Genomic DNA, 17,931 nt, shown 5'->3' on the forward strand with positions numbered 1-17,931 from the left:
TATATGCAACCACTAAAAGGAATTAAAATAGTAGATTTAACCCGTATTTTGAGTGGTCCATACTGTACAATGACACTTGCTGACCTAGGTGCAGAAGTAATCAAAATAGAGTCCCCAAAAGGTGACGATACAAGAGAGTGGGGTCCCCCTTTTTTACAAAATGAAAGCGCTTATTTTTTAAGCGTTAATCGAAATAAAAAAAGCTTGGTACTCAATTTAAAAGAAGAAACAGGGAAAGAAATTTTTTTAAAGTTAGTTAAAAATGCTGATGTTGTAGTTGAGAATTTCCGTCCAGGTACTTTAACGAGACTTGGTATAGGTTACGAGGTCCTTAAAGAGCATAATCCAGGAGTTATTTTAGCTTCAATTTCCGGATTCGGCCAAACGGGTACATATTCAAAGAAACCAGGATATGATGTTTTAGCCCAAGGTATGGGCGGGTTAATGTCAGTAACAGGAGAACTCGGGAAAAGACCAGTGAAAGCAGGATTTTCCATGGCGGATGTCGGTACTGGAATGTGGGCAGCTTTTGGCATTTTAGCAGCTTTGCATGAACGTAATCATTCTGGCGAAGGTCAGTGGGTAGACACATCCTTACTGGATACCGTCGTTTCGTGGCAAACTTATTTAGCAGGCAGTTATTTTGCTTCTGGAAAAAATCCAGAACCACTGGGAGATGCTCATCCAAATATTGTCCCTTATCAAGTATTTGAAGCATCTGATGGATACTTCATACTTGCTGTTGGGAACGATGGTTTATGGGATAGATTTGTTGAGGTGATGGATTTACAATCCATAAAAGATCAAAGGTTTGTAACAAATCCAAAGAGGGTGGAAAACCGAGAGATACTTATTCCTCTCTTAAATGAAGTATTTCAGAACAAAACAATTAATGAGTGGATTGCATTATTTGAATCAGTGAAAATTCCGTGCGGTCCAGTAAATAAGTTTTCAGACATTCTAAATGATAAACATATGTATGAACGCGAAATGATAATTGAGAGGGAGCACCCAACACTTGGGCCTATTAAAATGTTAGGAATTCCAGTTAAATTTTCAAGAACACCAGGGGAGGTTAAAACTGTGCCACCACAATTAGGGGAACATACGACCGAAATTTTAGAAGAGTTAGGTTATAGTGATGAAGAAATTTTACGCTTTGTTGAATTAAATATTACAGCTCCAGAAAAAGCTAGTTTAATAAAAAAATAGATGAAAAAAGTATCCATTATGGAAACCCTGGAGGATAAAGATGTTTATAGACCCGGAGACGCTAACACCTAAGGAAATATATAAATTGCTCATTGGTTCAGTTGTCCCAAGACCGATTGCATGGGTTTCTACGGTTAGTAGAAATGGAGTATATAATTTAGCACCTTTCAGTTTTTACAATGTTGTTTCGCGAAACCCGCCAATGCTCGGCATTTCAATAGGTCCAGGTGTCGGTGAAAGAAATGGAACAGAAAAGGATACGTTGACAAATATACGTAGTGAAAAAGATTTTGTCATCAATGTAGTGTCCAATAATGTTGCAAATCAGATGCATTTAAGTTCTGGTAATTTTCAACCTGAGGTTGATGAGTTTAAGAGTGTAAATGTAACACCAATGGAAAGTAAGATAGTAAAATCTCCATTAATAATGGAAGCAGATATAAAAATGGAATGTCGATTAGAGAAAATTATCGAACTTGGATCAGATCATCTCGTAATTGGCAGACTTGTTCAATATCATATTATTGACGATTTATATTGTGATGGGAAGGTCAATATAGAAGAATTACAACCAGTAGGTCGACTTGCTGGAAATTATAATCTTGTTGAAAATATTTTTCTTCTCCCCAGATAAAAAAGGGAGTGATAATCTGATGAAAGCCATTTATGTTAATCGATTTGGAGGTCCAGAGGTATTAGAAGTAATAGAAACAACTGTGCCTCTCATAGCTCCAAACCAAGTTCTAATACAAGTTGCCGCAGTGAGTGTTAACTTTGCTGATATAAAAGCAAGATTAGGTAAGTATCATGGAAAAGGCAACCCGCCTTTTATACCAGGATTAGATGTAGCTGGGATAGTAGAATCTGTAGGTAATTCAGTGAAAAATGTAAAGGTGGGGGATCGGGTAATTGCCTTTCCAGCCAACGGTTCTTATTCAGAATATTGTGTGGCATAAACTAACCTATGTCATTCCTGATAATGTTAGCTTTGATATTGCAGCAGCATGCCCAGTTGTTTCAGTAACTTCATATAATCTACTGTCACAATCTGCGAATGTAAAAAAGGGAGAAATCATTGTTATTCATTCTGCCTCTGGTGGAATAGGTACAACTGCAATACAAATTGCAAAAGTATTGGGTGCAAAGATGATCATTGGAACAGTGGGAATTGATGAAAAAATTGCAACAGCTAAAAGTGCAGGTGCAGATGCTGTGCTTAATTACAATACAGAAAGCATGGAGCAAAGAATCCTTGAATTAACAAATGGACAAGGTGCTGACGTTATTCTCGATTCAATTGGGGGGAAGATTTTTGAAGAAAGTATGAAATATCTTGCTCCTTTCGGAAGAATTGTCTGTTTTGGAAGCTCATTAGGAGAATCAGGTGTAGTCAAAACCAACGATCTCCATAAAACATGCCGTTCCGTATTAGGATATAGTTTAGGAACCCAGTTAAAGGCACGGCCAGAAGCATTAGCTCAACCAGTTTCAGATGTATTGAAATTAATTGAAAACAAGGAATTAAAAATAGTCATAAGTAAAAAATTTAAATTAAACGAGGCAGCAGAAGCACATAAATGGATTGAGAGTAGGAATAGTGTAGGGAAAATTCTATTAATTCCATAATGTGAAAGAGGATGATTAATGAAGGAGTGAGGTTAACGAGTCACTTCATATTTTCATCCTCTTTTCTATTAATCTTTTTCTAAAGTAAGACTAGAAATATAAACATCGATTGAATCTAGCTCAATTTCCAAGACAGAAAGGAGAATAAAGGTGATTTTCTCTTGAATCATTTCGATCATTTTTATAATATTTTGATCAATTGAGGAAACGAGTTCGACCTGTATTTGTAGTTTAGGGACATTGGAGAAATTATATCTAATGTTGCTAACTTTTGACACCTCGACTATGTTTTTGCAACTGAAAATTGTAATATCTTTTAAGGCAGTTTCAGATATGAAGATAGTACCTTTGTTAAAGTTTGGCTGAATAATTGTTGTTTCACCAATATATATTTTTTGATTAGAAAAGATTTTCTTACCCTTTAAGATTATCTTTTTAACCATGCTAGGTTCGATTTGAATATATGGGATCGGTATGACATGTTTTTCTTCTGTCTTTCGTACAAAGAGTGCCATTTTAATTTCTTTACTGGAACGGATATCAGATACATCAGTATATTGGTCAATTTTCCCTAATTTTAATTTTTGGGCAATTAAATCAACCATCTTGATTGAAGTACCTACTATTAAAATTTTATCAATCGAAGCTCTATGAATAGCTTTTATTACTTCTTCTTGATGCTCGTCGTAATGAAATATAGCACGCTTAACCGCCTTAATATAATTTTTTTCGTATTTTGCAGAAGTTCCTGCAATTTTCCGGCCTTTAACAATTAAAAGACCATCGTCAATAAAGGCAGGAATCCCTTTTTTATGGGTATATTGAAGAACAGAAGTGCTCTTTCCAGTACCACTTTTTCCAACTAATGCAAAAACTTTCAAGAAAAATCCCCCTTAACTTCCAGTTTATATAAAATTACCTTTTAAAGATAATTTTTATATTCTAGCAAATATCGAATTGAAAGAAATTACTTTTGATTCAGTTCCCTTCTAATCCATTAATAAAATAAATAAAATAGTTAACAAAAAATGTGATTAGAAAAACTGATTAACATAAAATCTTTTGAATAATAAGGTTTTAATCTTAAACGCATACTAGATTATTGGAAAATAAGTATAAATTGTTAACAATTTGTTGAAGGGAATTTAGAGATAACATATAATATACTCAAAGACATTATATCATTCTTAAGTGGTTGTTCAAAAAGGTCAGGAAAAGTTCCGCAAAAAGAAAAAAGATTTTTCTTATCGCGAAGTTATTTCTAGGAAACTGACCCTAGTATTGTGAATCTCTTCATTGATTCGCTTTTTTCCTCCTTTTTGAGCATTCGCTTAAAGTTATTTGTAAAAGAGGTGTATTATTATGGAGGTCGATAAGCATCTTCCAAAAATTATTGCAAGTCAAATCGTTACTGATATTATAAATAACGTTTTGGAATCCGGGGAAAAAGTAATTGAAGAGCGATATGCGAATAGTTTTGGTACTAGTCGAGGTCCAGTTCGAGAAGCACTTTATATATTAGAAAATGAAGGGATGATCGAGAGAATTCCCAAAAGGGGTTCATTTGTAAAAAAATACAACAAACAGGATCTTTGTGATTTATTTGAAGTCAGAGGATCTCTAGAAAACATGTCACTAAGCCGCCTTAAATATCCATTACAAGAGGATCAGGTAAATGAAATTGATCAAATAATTAGTGATATGGCTACTGCAAATATGGAAGTTTATGCACAACTAAATAATGATTTTCACTATAAAGTCTTGTCTTTATCAGGGAATGAGGTTTTTAAAAATATTTTTTCTCGTTTGGGAACACCATTGATAACCTTACAAAAGATAGTTTTAGAAACTCCTGAAAGTGTAAAGCAATCGTATGAGGAGCATAAAATGCTTTGGAATGCTATAAAAGTGGGGAAAATTAATCTTGCAAAAGCAGTGTTAGAAGACCATATTGAAAGTGGTAAAAGAAGGTTTTATGAAGCAGTTGAAAAAAATAAAAAATAAAGGAATGTATCTTTTATTTTTTGTCATAAATTATCAAAATATTTAAAATAATATAAAAAGTGTGGATTGAAATGATTCTTCATTAAATGGACATTGAATAAAAAAAGGGTTGTAGATGGAAACGGAAACATTAGAAGGTTTTAAACTATTAACATTTAGCAGTCCTCTAGTACGAAATGCTATTAATATGAAAATGATTGAGGGGGAGTAGAGGTATTGAGCTGTTTTAGAAAAATGGTGATATTGACATTCTTATGATTTCGGAACAGGTAAAGCTTTTTCTCTGGAGAAGAAGATACAACGAAATTCTTAAGTGTGATTATGGAGGAAAATGGTGACATGGTTAAAAGCATGTAGATCCAACGATACCTGTTATTGGTGTAATTAAGGAGTAGGCTGAAGTATTTCTGAACGAAGAGAACTTGAAGATAAGTCCAATCAATGTAAAGTTCACCATACTAATAATTGTGAGACTTTTGAATTATTTGTAGAGAAAGAGAAAATTAGACCAGTAAAAGGGTGATATTGGTGTCGTTAGGTTACCCGAAGAATCTACTATATTTAAAAAAGAAATAGAAGGGACGTAGAAGAGATGGCTGAAAATCTAGAGGTAGTGAACAAAAATAGTATTAGTAATGAGCCACTTTATCTCCAAATAGAAGGAAATATAGCGTTTATCAATTTCAACAGACCCGAAAAACGGAATGCACTTAGTTACGAAATGTGGACGAAAATACCTGATTTAATAGAAGAATGCGAAAAAAATTCACAGGTTAAAGTAATTATTTTTAAAGGTGTAGATCATAGTGCGTTTTCGGCAGGAGCAGATATAAGCGAATTTAAAACATTACGTTATACAGCTGAAGGGGCTGATAAATATAATAGGGCAACGCTGGTCGCAGAAAAAGCCATAATGGATGTTTCCAAACCAACAATCGCCATGATTCAAGGGTTTTCTGTGGGAGGGGGCTGTGAAATAGCAGTTGCATGCGATTTTAGATTTTCTGATGAAAATGGAAGATTGGGCATTACCCCTGCCAAGCTTGGATTAGTTTATAATACGCCTGGAACAAAGAATATTGTCGACCTTGTAGGTCCTGCAAAAGCAAAAGACATTCTATATACAGGCCGTTTATTAGATGCTGAAGAAGCTTTTCGAATTGGGTTAGTGGATCGTGTATTTTCCTCAGACTCAATTGAAAAAGAAACTTTGGATTATGCAAAACTAATTTGTAAAAATGCTCAATTGTCAGTACGGGGGACAAAAAAGATTATTAATGAAGTATTAATGGGAGCTACCGAGGATTCTCAAGAGACAGCGCAACTTGTAATCGATTCTTTTGTTTCAGAGGATTATAGAGAAGGTGTTCATTCTTTCCTAGAAAAACGCAAGCCGAACTTTAAATATTCTTAATATGCAAATGAGTCATACTGAGAAACTTTCTTGAGGTGTAAGTATAGATAAGAAATAAAAACGTTGAATGAATTTTAGTTTAACTGACACACACCTTAAGAAAGGGGATTTTTACATAAAGGCTTAAAACGATATAAATGAAGTTAAAAAAAGGGATTATAAAAGGGCATTCTATATAAAATCGGCGTATTGTGTGATAACGAAAAACGAAATGGCTGAGAGTCTATAAGACAGATGGGGGATAAAGATGAATCAAACAAAAACCAGCAACAATGTCATCTCACTTAAGAATATTAACTGGAAACGCAATGGGAACCAAATATTAAATGGGGTTTCATGGGAAGTCCAAACGGGGGAACACTGGGCGCTTCTAGGTTTAAATGGATCAGGTAAAACATCTCTTTTAAAAATGATTACGGGATATCAATGGCCCAATAGTGGTGGCGAAGTTTCTGTTTTAGGAAACATTTTTGGAAAAACGAATATACCTGAGCTACGGAAATCCATAGGCTGGGTGAGTTCCTCCTTAGATCAGGAATATCAATCACGGCCGAATGATACAGCACTTGAAGTAGTCTTAAGTGGTAAATTTGCTTCTATTGGATTATATGAGGAAATTACAGAGAATGATGTAAAAAAAGCAAATAAATTACTAGACCAATTTAGAATCAAACATTTGTCCAACCAATTCATCCAATCTCTTTCTCAAGGTGAAAAAAGAAAAGCGATGATTGCAAGGGCTCTAATGTCTTCGCCTCGTTTATTAATTTTAGATGAGCCTTGTAATGGATTGGACATTTACTCTAAGGAAGAACTATTAACCACTATTGAAGATATGACTGCTGCACCGAACGGCCCAACCATTTTATATGTTACACATCATATCGAAGAAATCGTTCCATCAATAACTCATGCTTTGTTAATCAATTCAGGGAACGTTATTGCAAAAGGCGATAAAAAGAACACATTAACAGAATCATTGTTAGAAAAGACCTTTCGTGTTCCTATAACTTTAGAATGGGAAAACGATCGTCCTTGGATCCGGATTAAATCGATGTTAGCGACTGTAAAAAACTAAAACTTCTGGAAAGCATTCTGCATGAGTAGTATAATCAATTCTTCTATAAACTTTACATGAGTTTTAGGGGATTTTAACTCTTCTGAGAAGGGTGTCAACTGTTATTCATAGAGATTCAATGGGAGCAACGTTTTATAGAACAACACCCTTATGTTAATCATTAATGACCCGTTCGCGAAAGCTGACTTTTACGAGCGGGTATTTTTGTTTTGACAATACCTTTTTCTCATTCACCTTAATAGTGTGTCTGGTTGAGTGGTTGACAATGTAAGGAATATGGTCTTGCAAATATATGATACGATGAAAGTAGCCCTCCGTTTTTTGATTTGGGCAGGCTGGGTGAAAAAAGTGAATAAACAATCATATTAGGTCAATTCTATATACAAGAATGAAAATAAAAAGGAGATTAGATCGTGAAGCCATATGAAATAAAAAATATGATTATTGATGACGAGTTTGATGGTGAAGAAACGGTTACAGCTGATTTTACTCACAATTATAAAGATTATAGCATTACTTTTAATAAAGCAGATCTTGAAATAATTAATACATGGGTTTTTGAGGATGGTTCATCTCTTCCATCAAATTTATCTGATACTATCATTGAATCAATAAGGGAAGATATTAAAAAGAGAATCTAGTCATATGAACTAGATCTTTTTTATGGTCATTTTCTTGATCGAAGAAAAGTTTAGCCTAGTTAGAAGAAGTAGAAATTATTTGGCTTTACCGACAAACGTCTTAAACTCGGAACCGAATTGATGACAAATATGATCACTTTAATCCCTGCTGAGATGGATGATGAGACCTTTTTTATATCTCTGGTTTTTATACAATACTGGCTCCAATTGAAAATAGAAAACAGGTAGTATAGGTGTTTGTTCTAAGTCCCAACCCGTGGGGAAGAAAAAAGGGCTTTGCGTATTTTATTTCCTAAAGGATCCATTATGTTAACTAATGATGAGTCTTATTTATCCACGATTAAAGATGGTTCAACCAATGAAATACTTGCCTATAATGTGTCTAGCCGAATGACATTAGATTTAACTACAGATACATTAGTAAAGTTAACGAAGAATAAACGAGTAAAAAGGGGCCTCTATTCACTCTGATCACGGAGTACACTATACTAGTCCACTTTTCAAAAAAAACTAGGACTTGGGCAATCCATGTCGAGAAGAGGGAACTGTTAGGATAACGCTCCACTAGAGTCCTTCTTTGGTCATTTTAAAGATGAAGCCTAAATTAAACCCTGCAATACAATAGAAAAACTTAAAAAGGAAATAAGAAGTTATATGACGTACTATAACAATTTCAGATATCAATGGAACTTAAAGAAGGTGACTCCTGTTCAATACAGAAATCACCTTCTCCAAGTGGCATGACCTTTTTTTATAATGTCCTTTACATAGGGTTCAGTTTAATAATTGGCTGACCTTATATTACGAATGGGGCAGGTTAGTTCCAAAAGGAATTCTGAATTTTATGGTAAAGTAAAGGAAATTATTGATTATTAGTTTGGGGGATTTTTAGTGGAGGCTCATACCTAATGTTTTTTATATTTTTGGGTTATTTATTCTATATATAGTTATCGAAACAGCAGTAAGGAAAGGTATTAATAGTTCAATTATTGGTCAATTTCTTGAAAAGAAGTATGAATTTAAAGGAAGATAAAAAGTCTTTTCTTGATGATGAATTAGATAATGATAAACGATAAAACGGATTATTAAGCTAACAGGTGCTTTATTTTATTAAGGAAATTGCTTTGGCAGCTCTTATTCTAATGGAGCTAACGGGGCAGCTTTCCTATGAGTCTTTTTCTTCAAATGTCCAGTTATATCCTTTTTTATTGAGGGAGTTTAGTTACATAACAGCAGGAATGGGGCGAATACGTAGCCGCTAATGCTTAGCTTGATATACCTATGATGTTATTACTTCTTAAGTAATCCATTGAAAAGTTGGCAGAAGATAGACTGCTAAAAAATTCTTGAGAAAAGGAGACATTAGAAATGACAACTTCAAAGAAAAATGTAAGGACTTGCAACAAAGGACACAAATATTATAAGGGTAGCGACTGTCCGACCTGCCCTATTTGTGAGCAAGAGCGCAAACCTGACAACGGATTTCTTTCACTACTTTCTGCGCCAGCCAGACGAGCAATGGAAAACAATGGGGTAACTTCACTACAACAGCTATCAAAATTTAGTGAAAAAGAGATTTTGCAATTTCACGGTATGGGACCAGCTTCTATACCTAAACTTAGGACTGCTTTGGAGACAAATGGGTTATCATTCAAAAATTAAACACCAAGAATGATTAAACTTAAGTAATGCATTTTATGCCTACTGGAGCATAATTTTTTATTCAATTTCTTCCTCAAGTCACAGGGGCTTTATGTCAATAAGGGATTAGAAACATCGATGGTTCCTGAGTTTTTTTGGCCACCATCCTTGTTAAACTGAAAGTAACTCTAAAAAGTGAGGTAACGAAAATCATGAGTTCCTATACTCCCTATTTTGAATTCAATCGAAAAAAGTGGGCATCTTTACGAAATCATACTCCTCTTCCTTTAACTGAAGAAGAATTAGATAACTTAAAAGGAATAAATGAAGAAATATCTATTCAGGAAGTAGAAGAGATTTATTTGCCCTTGACTCGTTTAATTAATTTATATGTCGAAGCTTATCAGCAACTTAACACAGCTACTTCTTCATTTCTAAAAAATAATGCTAAAAAAGCCCCTTATATTATTGGAATTGCAGGAAGTGTTGCTGTAGGAAAGAGTACAACAGCAAGGTTACTTCAGACATTATTATCTAGATGGGATAACCATAGAAATGTAGGTCTAGTCACAACAGATGGTTTTTTGTACGCAAATGAGATTTTAGTAGAAAAAGGAATGATGAAAAGAAAAGGGTTTCCTGAAAGTTATGATACACAAAAATTAATTAATCTTATCGGAGATGTAAAAGCTGGAAAAAATAAAGTGGAAGTTCCAATCTACTCACATTTGACGTACGATATTTTGCCGAATGAAGTACAAACTATCAGTAATCCAGATATTTTAATAGTGGAAGGTGTTAATGTTCTTCAAGTTGACAAAGAAAATCAAGTATTTGTCAGTGACTTTTTTGATTTTTCACTTTATGTTGATGCAGAGATACATGACATAGAAAGGTGGTATGTTGAAAGGTTTCTTCTACTTCAAGAGACAGCATTTCAAAGTCCCGAATCCTATTTTCATCGGTACATTAACTTGTCTAAAGAAAATGCTATTAAACAAGCGACTCAAATTTGGGAAGAAATTAATTTGAAAAATTTACATGAAAATATACTACCGACAAAAGGACGTGCCAATCTAGTTTTAAAAAAAGGATCAGATCATAAAGCTGAAAATATCTATTTACGAAGATAATATAATTTAAAACTTTTTAAAAAAATAAATATATCTAATTCAACGAACAGGTGCGTTAGCGCCATAAGAAGGCCGCCAATTGGCGGCCTTTTGAAAGTATGTTTCTTAGTATTATAGAGCAATCCAATGTCTAATATAAATTAGGACGTAAAGGTTCCAAGAAAACTAATCAGTATCAGCTAATACCTGTAAAGTCTTTTCTCTAATATTTATCCTGTTTTTATAATCTTTTGCTACTAACTCTGTATATATTAAATCAAAAAGTAATAAGAGCGGAAGTAAGGGAGAAATATTCTGTCCCATATGCATGCTACTTTTACTGGTTACTAATAATGATAAGTCACCCAGCTGTGAAAGCTCAGAATTTTTATCACCTGTAAAAACTAATATGAGTGAGCCTTGTTTCTTTGCAATTTTAACAGCACGAATGACTTCTTTTGTTGCTCCGGAAATGGAAATGCCAATGACAACACTATTCTGGTTACTTAAAGCCGCATCCATCATTGCCTGGTGAGTATCCGTAACAGCCTCAACATGTAAACCAATTCGGAAAAACTTGGATTTAAACTCCTGGGCGGCTATACCCGAACTCCCTATTCCATAGACATGTATCTTATCTGCCTGAGTAAGGAAAGATACCGCTTTCTGGATATCGTCATAAGTAGCTATACGAAAGGTGTTGTCAATGATTCCTAAGTGATCTTGGTACAGTTTAGCGAAATAATCTACCTGCTTAATGTTTTTCATGCTTATCGGTGTATTTTGCAGATCAACGAACCTTTTTAACTCATGTCTAAACTCATTAAATCCTGAAAAAGCTAGTTTCTGGCAAAAACGCGTAATGGTTGCTGGCGAAATGTGAAGATTTTTAGCAATTTGACTTATTGTCAACTGGCTAACTTCATCAGGGCGTTGAAGAATATATTTGGCTAATTCTTCTTCTGTTTTTGTGAATTTGCTCATACTGCACTCGATTCCATATATGAGATTTTCTGCTAGATATTCCATTTGACCACCCATTTCAGGTTGAATTTCTTAAATGTATGCTTTCTTTAGTATAGTTTAATGTAACCATTAAGAACGTCTATAACCGATAGTTTTAAATAAAGTTGCAGCTACAACAATATTAATCGAGAAAAAGACCCAAACTGCTGATAGTCTGAGTCTTTTTCATTCTTTTGTTATGTTCGGTGCACATCTACAAAGTTTCTATTTTTGCATAGCATCTACAAATCTTTTTGTGATTTGCTGTGGCCTGGTAATAGCGCCACCTACTACTACTGCATGGACATTCATATCTAATATAGAACGAGCAATTTCTGGTGTTATGACATTTCCCTCTGCAATAACTTTTGCATTTTTCACTGCTTTTATTATCTCTTTGAGCACAGCGTAGTCATCTTGATAAATTTTCTGTCCCATTGTTTCATTTGTATAGCCGTAGAGTGTAGGTGCTACAATATCAAATCCTAAATGGTCAGCGTATACAGCCTCATCTATGGTCGATACATCAGCCATTAACAGAACATCTGGATATTTTGCTCTTATATCACAATAAAACTGCTCTAAAGTTTTACCGTTCGGTCTTATTCGAGCAGTAGCATCCGTCGCAATGATTTCCGCTTTAGTTTCCATTAAAGCATCAATTTCGACCATGGTCGGAGTAATATAGACATCGTTTTGTCCATACACCTGTTTAATGATCCCTATGACTGGAAGGTCCACATTTTTCTTGATTTCCATTATGTCAGCTACAGAGTTTGCGCGAATGCACGTTGCACCGCCTTCTTTGGCAGCAATGGCCATGCGTCCCATAATAAAAGAGCTGTGCAGCGGCTCATTCTCCAATGCTTGACATGATACAATTAAGCCTTTGTGAATTTTATCCAGCACCTGTTGCATGTTTAACACGTCCTTATCGTTATCTATGTTCTTAATGACCCAAGTATTCTTCCACTTCATTTTTGATGATCGTTACTTGGGGACCGTATACTATTTGAATACCATTTCCTTTTTTCACGATACCTTTTGAACCAGTTTGCATAATTAAGTCATCTTTTACCAATAATTCATCCTTTACAGTGACACGTAGACGGGTTGCGCAGCAATCGACTATATCGATATTTTCCTGTCCGCCTAATCCATTAACGATGGTCTGGGTTCTCTCTGATGCCGTTACTTGTGTAACTGCGACCTGTTCATCATCTTCACGGCCGACCACTTTCAAATTTTTCTTCCTGATCAAGAATTTAAAAGTGAAGTAGTATAGGAAAAACCACGGAATGCCGACTAGAAGTACATAAATCCAGTTTGTTTTACTGATGCCCTGGAGTATCCCGAATAAAGTAAAATCAATAAATCCTCCAGAAAAGGTTTGACCGATCGTTATATTGAATATATCTGCCATCATGAAGGCAAGTCCGTCAAACAAGGCATGAAAAACATAAAGGATCGGGGCGACAAATAAGAAACTGAATTCAAGCGGTTCGGTGATGCCTGTTAAGAATGATGTTAAGGCAGCTGAAAGAAGCAAGCCGGCCACGACTTTCTTATTTTTAGGTTTAGCGCAATGATAAATGGCCAATGCCGCGCCGGGTAAACCAAACATCATCGTGATGAACCTTCCGGACATGAACCGGGAAACACCCTCATAGTACTTGACGGTAGTTGGGTCGGCCAATTGCGCAAAGAAGATATTCTGGGTCCCGCTGACAATCTGCCCTTTAATCTCCATCGTTCCGCCTAAAGCTGTTTGCCAGAAGGGAAGGTAGAAAATATGGTGCAACCCTAACGGCCCGAGCATCCGTAATATGAATCCGTAAAAGAAAGTCCCAATCGTACCTGTGCTCGTTACCAGCGCACCTAATTGGTTTATGAAAAGTTGGAAATAAGGCCATACGATAAAAAGCATGGCTCCAACCAAGATGGACGCGAAGGAAACGATGATGGGAATGAAACGGGAACCACCGAAAAATCCTAACACTTGCGGAAGCTGAATTTTATTATATTTATTGTGCAAAAGTGCGGCAACGATACCTACTACGATACCGCCAAACACACCAGTCTCCAGTGTTTGGATTCCGACCGCCATTCCCTGTCCGGCACCTGCCAAATTCTCTTTGGCAAGTTCCCCGTTTATTTGAAGCAGTGCATTTATGGAACTGTTCATGACGAAATAGCCAATCATGGCTGCCAGTGCAGCGGTCCCTTTATCCGAACGTGCCAATCCTACTGCAACACCTACGGCAAAAATGACCGGCAAGTTACCGAATACGATGCTTCCTGCAGAACTCATGATCGTGAAAATGGCCTGCAGCCAGGCAAAGTCTAAAAAAGGATAGGCCTCAACTGTATTTGGATTAGAAAGAGCACCGCCAATTCCCAGCAATAAACCGGCCGCTGGCAAAACGGCAATCGGGAGCATAAAAGATTTACCGAACTGCTGCGCTTTCTCAAAAGCTTTCTTCATAAAAATTCCTCCCTCATTTAACGAGCCTATAATGTTCTCTATATTTTGATTCTCTATTAATAAGGGGTATCTCTTCCCTATAGCTATATATTAAATCCCTATAAAAGCGTTTTCAATACGAAGCAAGAGATATCAATTGTTTTCACCTAGGAGCTGATTTTTTTGAAAAAGTTTTCAAAAAAAAATAATCTCTGAAAATCTGATTGCAAAAAAAGTATTTCCTATTAGCTGGTTTAGGTCAAGAAGACATACAAAGGACTAAATTAATTTCCTTTTTCTTTTGTTTAACTATCAAAATTAATGTTTAAATGAGCCTAAATAAAAAGATCCTCTCATGGTGTATTGCGGTTGTGATTGCTGTCTTAAATCTTTTCACAATGTTTTTTGATAAGAGGTCTCTTTAAAAAAAGCAACTTGTATGAGTGATACTAGTTGCTTTTACTATTTTACGGACAGAAATAAGGCTAATTTGTAATAAAGTTTTTAATTACAAATAAAAGATATCTTCACAATAGTTATTATTCATTTTTGTGACAGAACCATATTTTTTACCTTATGCAAAATTTATGGTATAAGAAAAACCTTTTAGGATAAACTAATGCTAAAAACAAGAAGTTTAGTAAAGAGAGTGTGTGCATGAATTATATTTACAGTTTAGCGTGCTTGTTCTTAGGATTATTTCTGATAAACCTGATTTTTTCTTATCAAAGTAAACACATTGATTCAGCTTTTTGGGAAACACTCAAGTTCCATCTTCGTGTCTTACCTTTATTTTTAACTGCTAATATGCTGATAGGTTATGGAGTAAAGTTTGGATTTAAAGCTATACATAACCTGACATATGTCTTAGTTACTTCTAAGGGGATAGAAATTTTAATCGCATTGATAATGGGGTACATATTTTTAAAGGAAGTGCCTACTTGGAAAACTTTATTGGGATTTTCGATTATTGTAGTTGGATTAATTGTCTCAAAAATAAAGTAGGGACAGTTCAATCCTGGTGCAAAATCTAATGACTATTAATGTTCAAGATGATTTTCATCATGAAGTATTAATTTTGAATAAGTTTGACTCATATACTTTGTTAACAATGAGATGGTACCTGCGGTGCAACTTGAGCTTTCTTAATGTAGTGGAGATGAGGGGAAGAACGTGGCTTATCGATGGCTCATACAACGATTTATGCGTTGGGTCATCAATATTGATTGACATTAGGTGAAGGAATACAGCGTCATCTTAATACAACAAATGACTCCTGGAGAGTGGATGAAAAGTATATCAAAGTAAAAGGTCAATGGATGTAAATCAACATGGAGGAATAGCCACTAGACTCTTGAAGAGTCATTTAATCATGCAAGGCCAATCTTAATCGGTTGATAAGGTTCTCGTAAGACTAAAAGATGTTTAATTCCCAAGGGAGTCACCGACTTATTGAAACTGAAGAAATGAGGCATAGTTAGTATTGCAATGCTCAAAAGTATTAATGGTCAAATTGAATTGGGTTAGTTGAAGAAGCCAAAGCTTTTTTTCATTACCATTACTTATCAATATTTCGAGTGATCATAAAAATATTAATATATTGCTAGAATTGGAACAATATACAATTGATTACACTAGAAAAAATGGGGGGGAATATGAGTTTTTTACTAAAAAAAGTAATGTACTAATGGGTGCTTTACTTCACTGAGAGAGTGGCTGAGGCAACCTATTTTTATGCAATTAACGGGGCGGTTTAGTGGAAAAAGGGATTTTTTTTCCCTTTGACGAATATATAACTTTGAAGGCTCAAAAAGGAAGGTGTTACTACGATAGTGGTACGCCTTTTTTAGTTAATCGAAACGATTGCTTAAGTTTAAGAAAAGGGGTTATAACATAACAATGCCTGCTTCTTATTGTGCTAACCGGATAGTTACGAGGATGGGAATGAGGGGGATTTATGGACTTAAGGAAAGCTACTTTGAGCTTTGGGAGAGTCAATTGTGTTGATGGAAGTAAGTTAACAACTGAGTCTGCAACTTCAAAAAATGTTGATGATGTAACACTCCATGCCGAGGCAGGATCATTTGTGAATTATGGTGGCTTTCATGGAGATATCACTTGTACAAACATAGTCAGCAGGCTTCGGGCCGCCGGTTGTGTTTTCGCCGAAGATGAGGCCCGGTTGCTCCTCTCCGCGGAACGGACTCCAGCCGACCTTGCCGCCATGGTTGACAGCCGAGCCGCCGGTTTGCCCCTCGAACACGTCATTGGCTGGGCGGAGTTCTGCGGACTGCGAATAGCGGTGGACCCTGGAGTTTTCGTACCCCGTCAACGCACCAAATTTCTCGTCCGACAGGCCGCCGACATCGCCCGACCAGGAGCCATCGTGGTTGACCTGTGCTGTGGATCGGGCGCGGTGGGCGCCGCGGTGGCCGCTGCACTGGAACGAATCGAGTTGTACGCCACCGACATCGACCCGGCGGCGGTGCGGTGCGCCCGCCGCAACGTCACTGTCGCAGGTGGTTACGTGTACGAAGGTGACCTCTACGAGTCGTTGCCCTCCACACTTAGGGGGCGCGTCGACGTTTTGGTCGCCAACGCACCCTACGTACCCACCGAGGTGATCGGACTGCTCCCCCCGGAGGCCCGCATACACGAGGCACGGGTGGCGCTCGACGGGGGAGAGGACGGGCTTGACGTCCAGCGACGGGTGGCGAACGCGGCCCCAATCTGGCTGGCACCGGGTGGCCACCTGCTGGTCGAGACTAGCGAGCGACAGGCGCCGAAGACCGTCGAGATTTTCACTCGCAACGGGCTGGTACCGAAAGTGGCCAGATTCGACGAACTGGACGCCACCGTCGTCATCGGAACCAAGCCCGACCTTCAGAGCAGTTCGGACGGCTAGCACTGTCTGCAAATGAGAGTGATGTTTGCTTGATAGCCTGTGATGGAAGTCAAAAATATGGCCCAATAAAAAAGTCGCGTAAATAATATAAAGGTTCATGTCATAGTTCGAAGTTAAAATAGGACTAATCGAACAAGTGCTTTACCTTTATTTGAGAGGGTTGCTGAGGCAACCTTTTTTGTATGCAACAAACCGGGCAGTTAAATTTAACAAGGGTCCTGAAAGAAATTATAAGCCTTAATATCTGATGTCGTATTAAGGTGGATGCAGTTGCAGCTACGCTACCCCTATAAGGTTATATCACCACCGGCCTACATAACAACTGTAGGCAAATCTTTTTTCATTTAGAAAAAATATGGCATAGTTAAAGGTTAAGGTTGATATAAAAAAAGATAAAATATAAACTCGTTGATTGATATGGATGGTCGTTTCCCATGCATTTATTTGAATTGTGAAGTGTTTAAAGGGCCCTTTGGGTATCTATGTTAAAGTGAATATGAGATATGTAATTTTAGGAGGAAGAAAATGAAAATTCCTTATTGGGGTCTAGCTTTACAAATAATATTTGTTCTATCAATAACAATCTTTAATTCCTTTAGAGTAATTATTATGGAGCATTATTCTGTGTATCCAGTAGCACTATTTGAACTATTTATAGGTGTTATAAGTATCCTATGTGGTATGTATGGGATTATTAAAAAGATTAAGCCATTCCTTTCTTTATTCATTATTATTTTCGGTCTTTTAATTTGTTTCTTTTTCACTTTTGTTTATCTTTTACCTGAAGCTGGTACCCCCCCACCGATCCCTTGGCTTTATTCTGAATAAG

General features: G+C 36.3%; 15 protein-coding genes and 3 pseudogenes. 14 read left to right on the forward strand and 4 right to left on the reverse strand.

The features are described from left to right. Positions 1–3: 3 nt before the first annotated feature. The 3 genes and pseudogenes from RE409_RS11165 (at position 4) to RE409_RS11175 (ending at position 2,838) form a co-directional block, all read left to right on the forward strand. Positions 4–1,212 carry a CaiB/BaiF CoA transferase family protein gene (locus RE409_RS11165; RefSeq protein ID WP_201224875.1) on the forward strand — a complete coding sequence of 403 codons (1,209 nt, stop codon included), beginning with the start codon at positions 4–6 and terminating at the stop codon, positions 1,210–1,212. A 40-nt stretch (positions 1,213–1,252) separates the two neighbouring features. Next, a complete protein-coding gene (locus RE409_RS11170) occupies positions 1,253–1,846 on the forward strand; it encodes a flavin reductase family protein (RefSeq protein WP_201181035.1) in 594 nt (197 codons plus the stop codon). A gap of 19 nt (positions 1,847–1,865) precedes the next feature. Further along, positions 1,866–2,838 (forward strand): annotated as a pseudogene (locus RE409_RS11175) (zinc-binding alcohol dehydrogenase family protein). 68 nt (positions 2,839–2,906) lie between these two features. Here the strand turns inward: RE409_RS11175 and RE409_RS11180 are convergent. Continuing rightward, positions 2,907–3,719, reverse strand: a complete 813-nt coding sequence (locus RE409_RS11180) for a hypothetical protein (RefSeq protein WP_201224874.1) — start codon at positions 3,717–3,719, stop codon at positions 2,907–2,909. Positions 3,720–4,200: 481 nt separating this feature from the next. Here RE409_RS11180 and RE409_RS11185 point away from each other — a divergent pair, with 481 nt between their 5' ends. The 7 genes and pseudogenes from RE409_RS11185 to coaA all read left to right on the forward strand — a co-directional run bounded on the left by RE409_RS11185 (position 4,201) and on the right by coaA (position 10,749). Continuing rightward, the gene (locus RE409_RS11185) at positions 4,201–4,842 is read left to right on the forward strand and encodes a GntR family transcriptional regulator (protein ID WP_201181032.1); all 642 of its coding nucleotides are present in this window, start codon (positions 4,201–4,203) and stop codon (positions 4,840–4,842) included. Between the two features lie 592 nt (positions 4,843–5,434). Further along, positions 5,435–6,256 carry an enoyl-CoA hydratase-related protein gene (locus RE409_RS11190; RefSeq protein ID WP_201224872.1) on the forward strand — a complete coding sequence of 274 codons (822 nt, stop codon included), beginning with the start codon at positions 5,435–5,437 and terminating at the stop codon, positions 6,254–6,256. A gap of 247 nt (positions 6,257–6,503) precedes the next feature. Beyond that, complete coding sequence (locus tag RE409_RS11195) at positions 6,504–7,334, forward strand: ABC transporter ATP-binding protein (RefSeq protein WP_201224871.1); 831 nt, start codon at positions 6,504–6,506, stop codon at positions 7,332–7,334. 413 nt (positions 7,335–7,747) lie between these two features. Beyond that, a complete protein-coding gene (locus RE409_RS11200; protein WP_201181028.1) occupies positions 7,748–7,975 on the forward strand; it encodes a hypothetical protein in 228 nt (75 codons plus the stop codon). 315 nt (positions 7,976–8,290) lie between these two features. After that, positions 8,291–8,719, forward strand: a pseudogene (locus tag RE409_RS11205) (IS3 family transposase); the annotation flags it as partial. A gap of 624 nt (positions 8,720–9,343) precedes the next feature. Next, complete coding sequence (locus RE409_RS11210; RefSeq protein ID WP_053345612.1) at positions 9,344–9,637, forward strand: RNA polymerase alpha subunit C-terminal domain-containing protein; 294 nt, start codon at positions 9,344–9,346, stop codon at positions 9,635–9,637. A gap of 191 nt (positions 9,638–9,828) precedes the next feature. Next, positions 9,829–10,749 (forward strand): type I pantothenate kinase, encoded by a 921-nt coding sequence (gene coaA, locus RE409_RS11215; RefSeq protein ID WP_201224870.1) that lies wholly within the window; start codon positions 9,829–9,831, stop codon positions 10,747–10,749. 165 nt (positions 10,750–10,914) lie between these two features. On the opposite strand, the gene RE409_RS11220 is transcribed toward coaA, so the two are convergent. From RE409_RS11220 to RE409_RS11230, 3 genes are all read right to left on the reverse strand, one after another. Continuing rightward, positions 10,915–11,757, reverse strand: coding sequence for a MurR/RpiR family transcriptional regulator (locus RE409_RS11220; RefSeq protein ID WP_053345613.1), 843 nt, complete (start codon positions 11,755–11,757; stop codon positions 10,915–10,917). A 201-nt stretch (positions 11,758–11,958) separates the two neighbouring features. Further along, on the reverse strand, positions 11,959–12,651 hold the full coding sequence (locus RE409_RS11225) for an N-acetylmannosamine-6-phosphate 2-epimerase (RefSeq protein WP_201225202.1): 693 nt from the start codon (positions 12,649–12,651) through the stop codon (positions 11,959–11,961). 31 nt (positions 12,652–12,682) lie between these two features. Continuing rightward, a complete protein-coding gene (locus tag RE409_RS11230; protein WP_201181022.1) occupies positions 12,683–14,218 on the reverse strand; it encodes a maltose/glucose-specific PTS transporter subunit IIC in 1,536 nt (511 codons plus the stop codon). Between the two features lie 636 nt (positions 14,219–14,854). On the opposite strand from RE409_RS11230, the gene RE409_RS11235 reads away from it, so the two are divergent. The 4 genes and pseudogenes from RE409_RS11235 (at position 14,855) to RE409_RS11250 (ending at position 17,930) form a co-directional block, all read left to right on the forward strand. Beyond that, the gene (locus RE409_RS11235) at positions 14,855–15,202 is read left to right on the forward strand and encodes a hypothetical protein (RefSeq protein ID WP_201181021.1); all 348 of its coding nucleotides are present in this window, start codon (positions 14,855–14,857) and stop codon (positions 15,200–15,202) included. 106 nt (positions 15,203–15,308) lie between these two features. After that, positions 15,309–15,519: pseudogene (locus RE409_RS11240) on the forward strand (IS6 family transposase); the annotation flags it as partial. Positions 15,520–16,283: 764 nt separating this feature from the next. Then, positions 16,284–17,102: a putative protein N(5)-glutamine methyltransferase gene (locus tag RE409_RS11245; RefSeq protein WP_397444181.1), complete on the forward strand. Its 819-nt coding sequence runs from the start codon at positions 16,284–16,286 to the stop codon at positions 17,100–17,102. 525 nt (positions 17,103–17,627) lie between these two features. Then, complete coding sequence (locus tag RE409_RS11250) at positions 17,628–17,930, forward strand: hypothetical protein (RefSeq protein ID WP_309558962.1); 303 nt, start codon at positions 17,628–17,630, stop codon at positions 17,928–17,930. The last annotated feature ends 1 nt before the right edge of the window (position 17,931 follow it).

It is taken from the genome of Peribacillus sp. R9-11, assembly GCF_031345095.1.
GTDB lineage: Bacteria > Bacillota > Bacilli > Bacillales > DSM-1321 > Peribacillus > Peribacillus butanolivorans.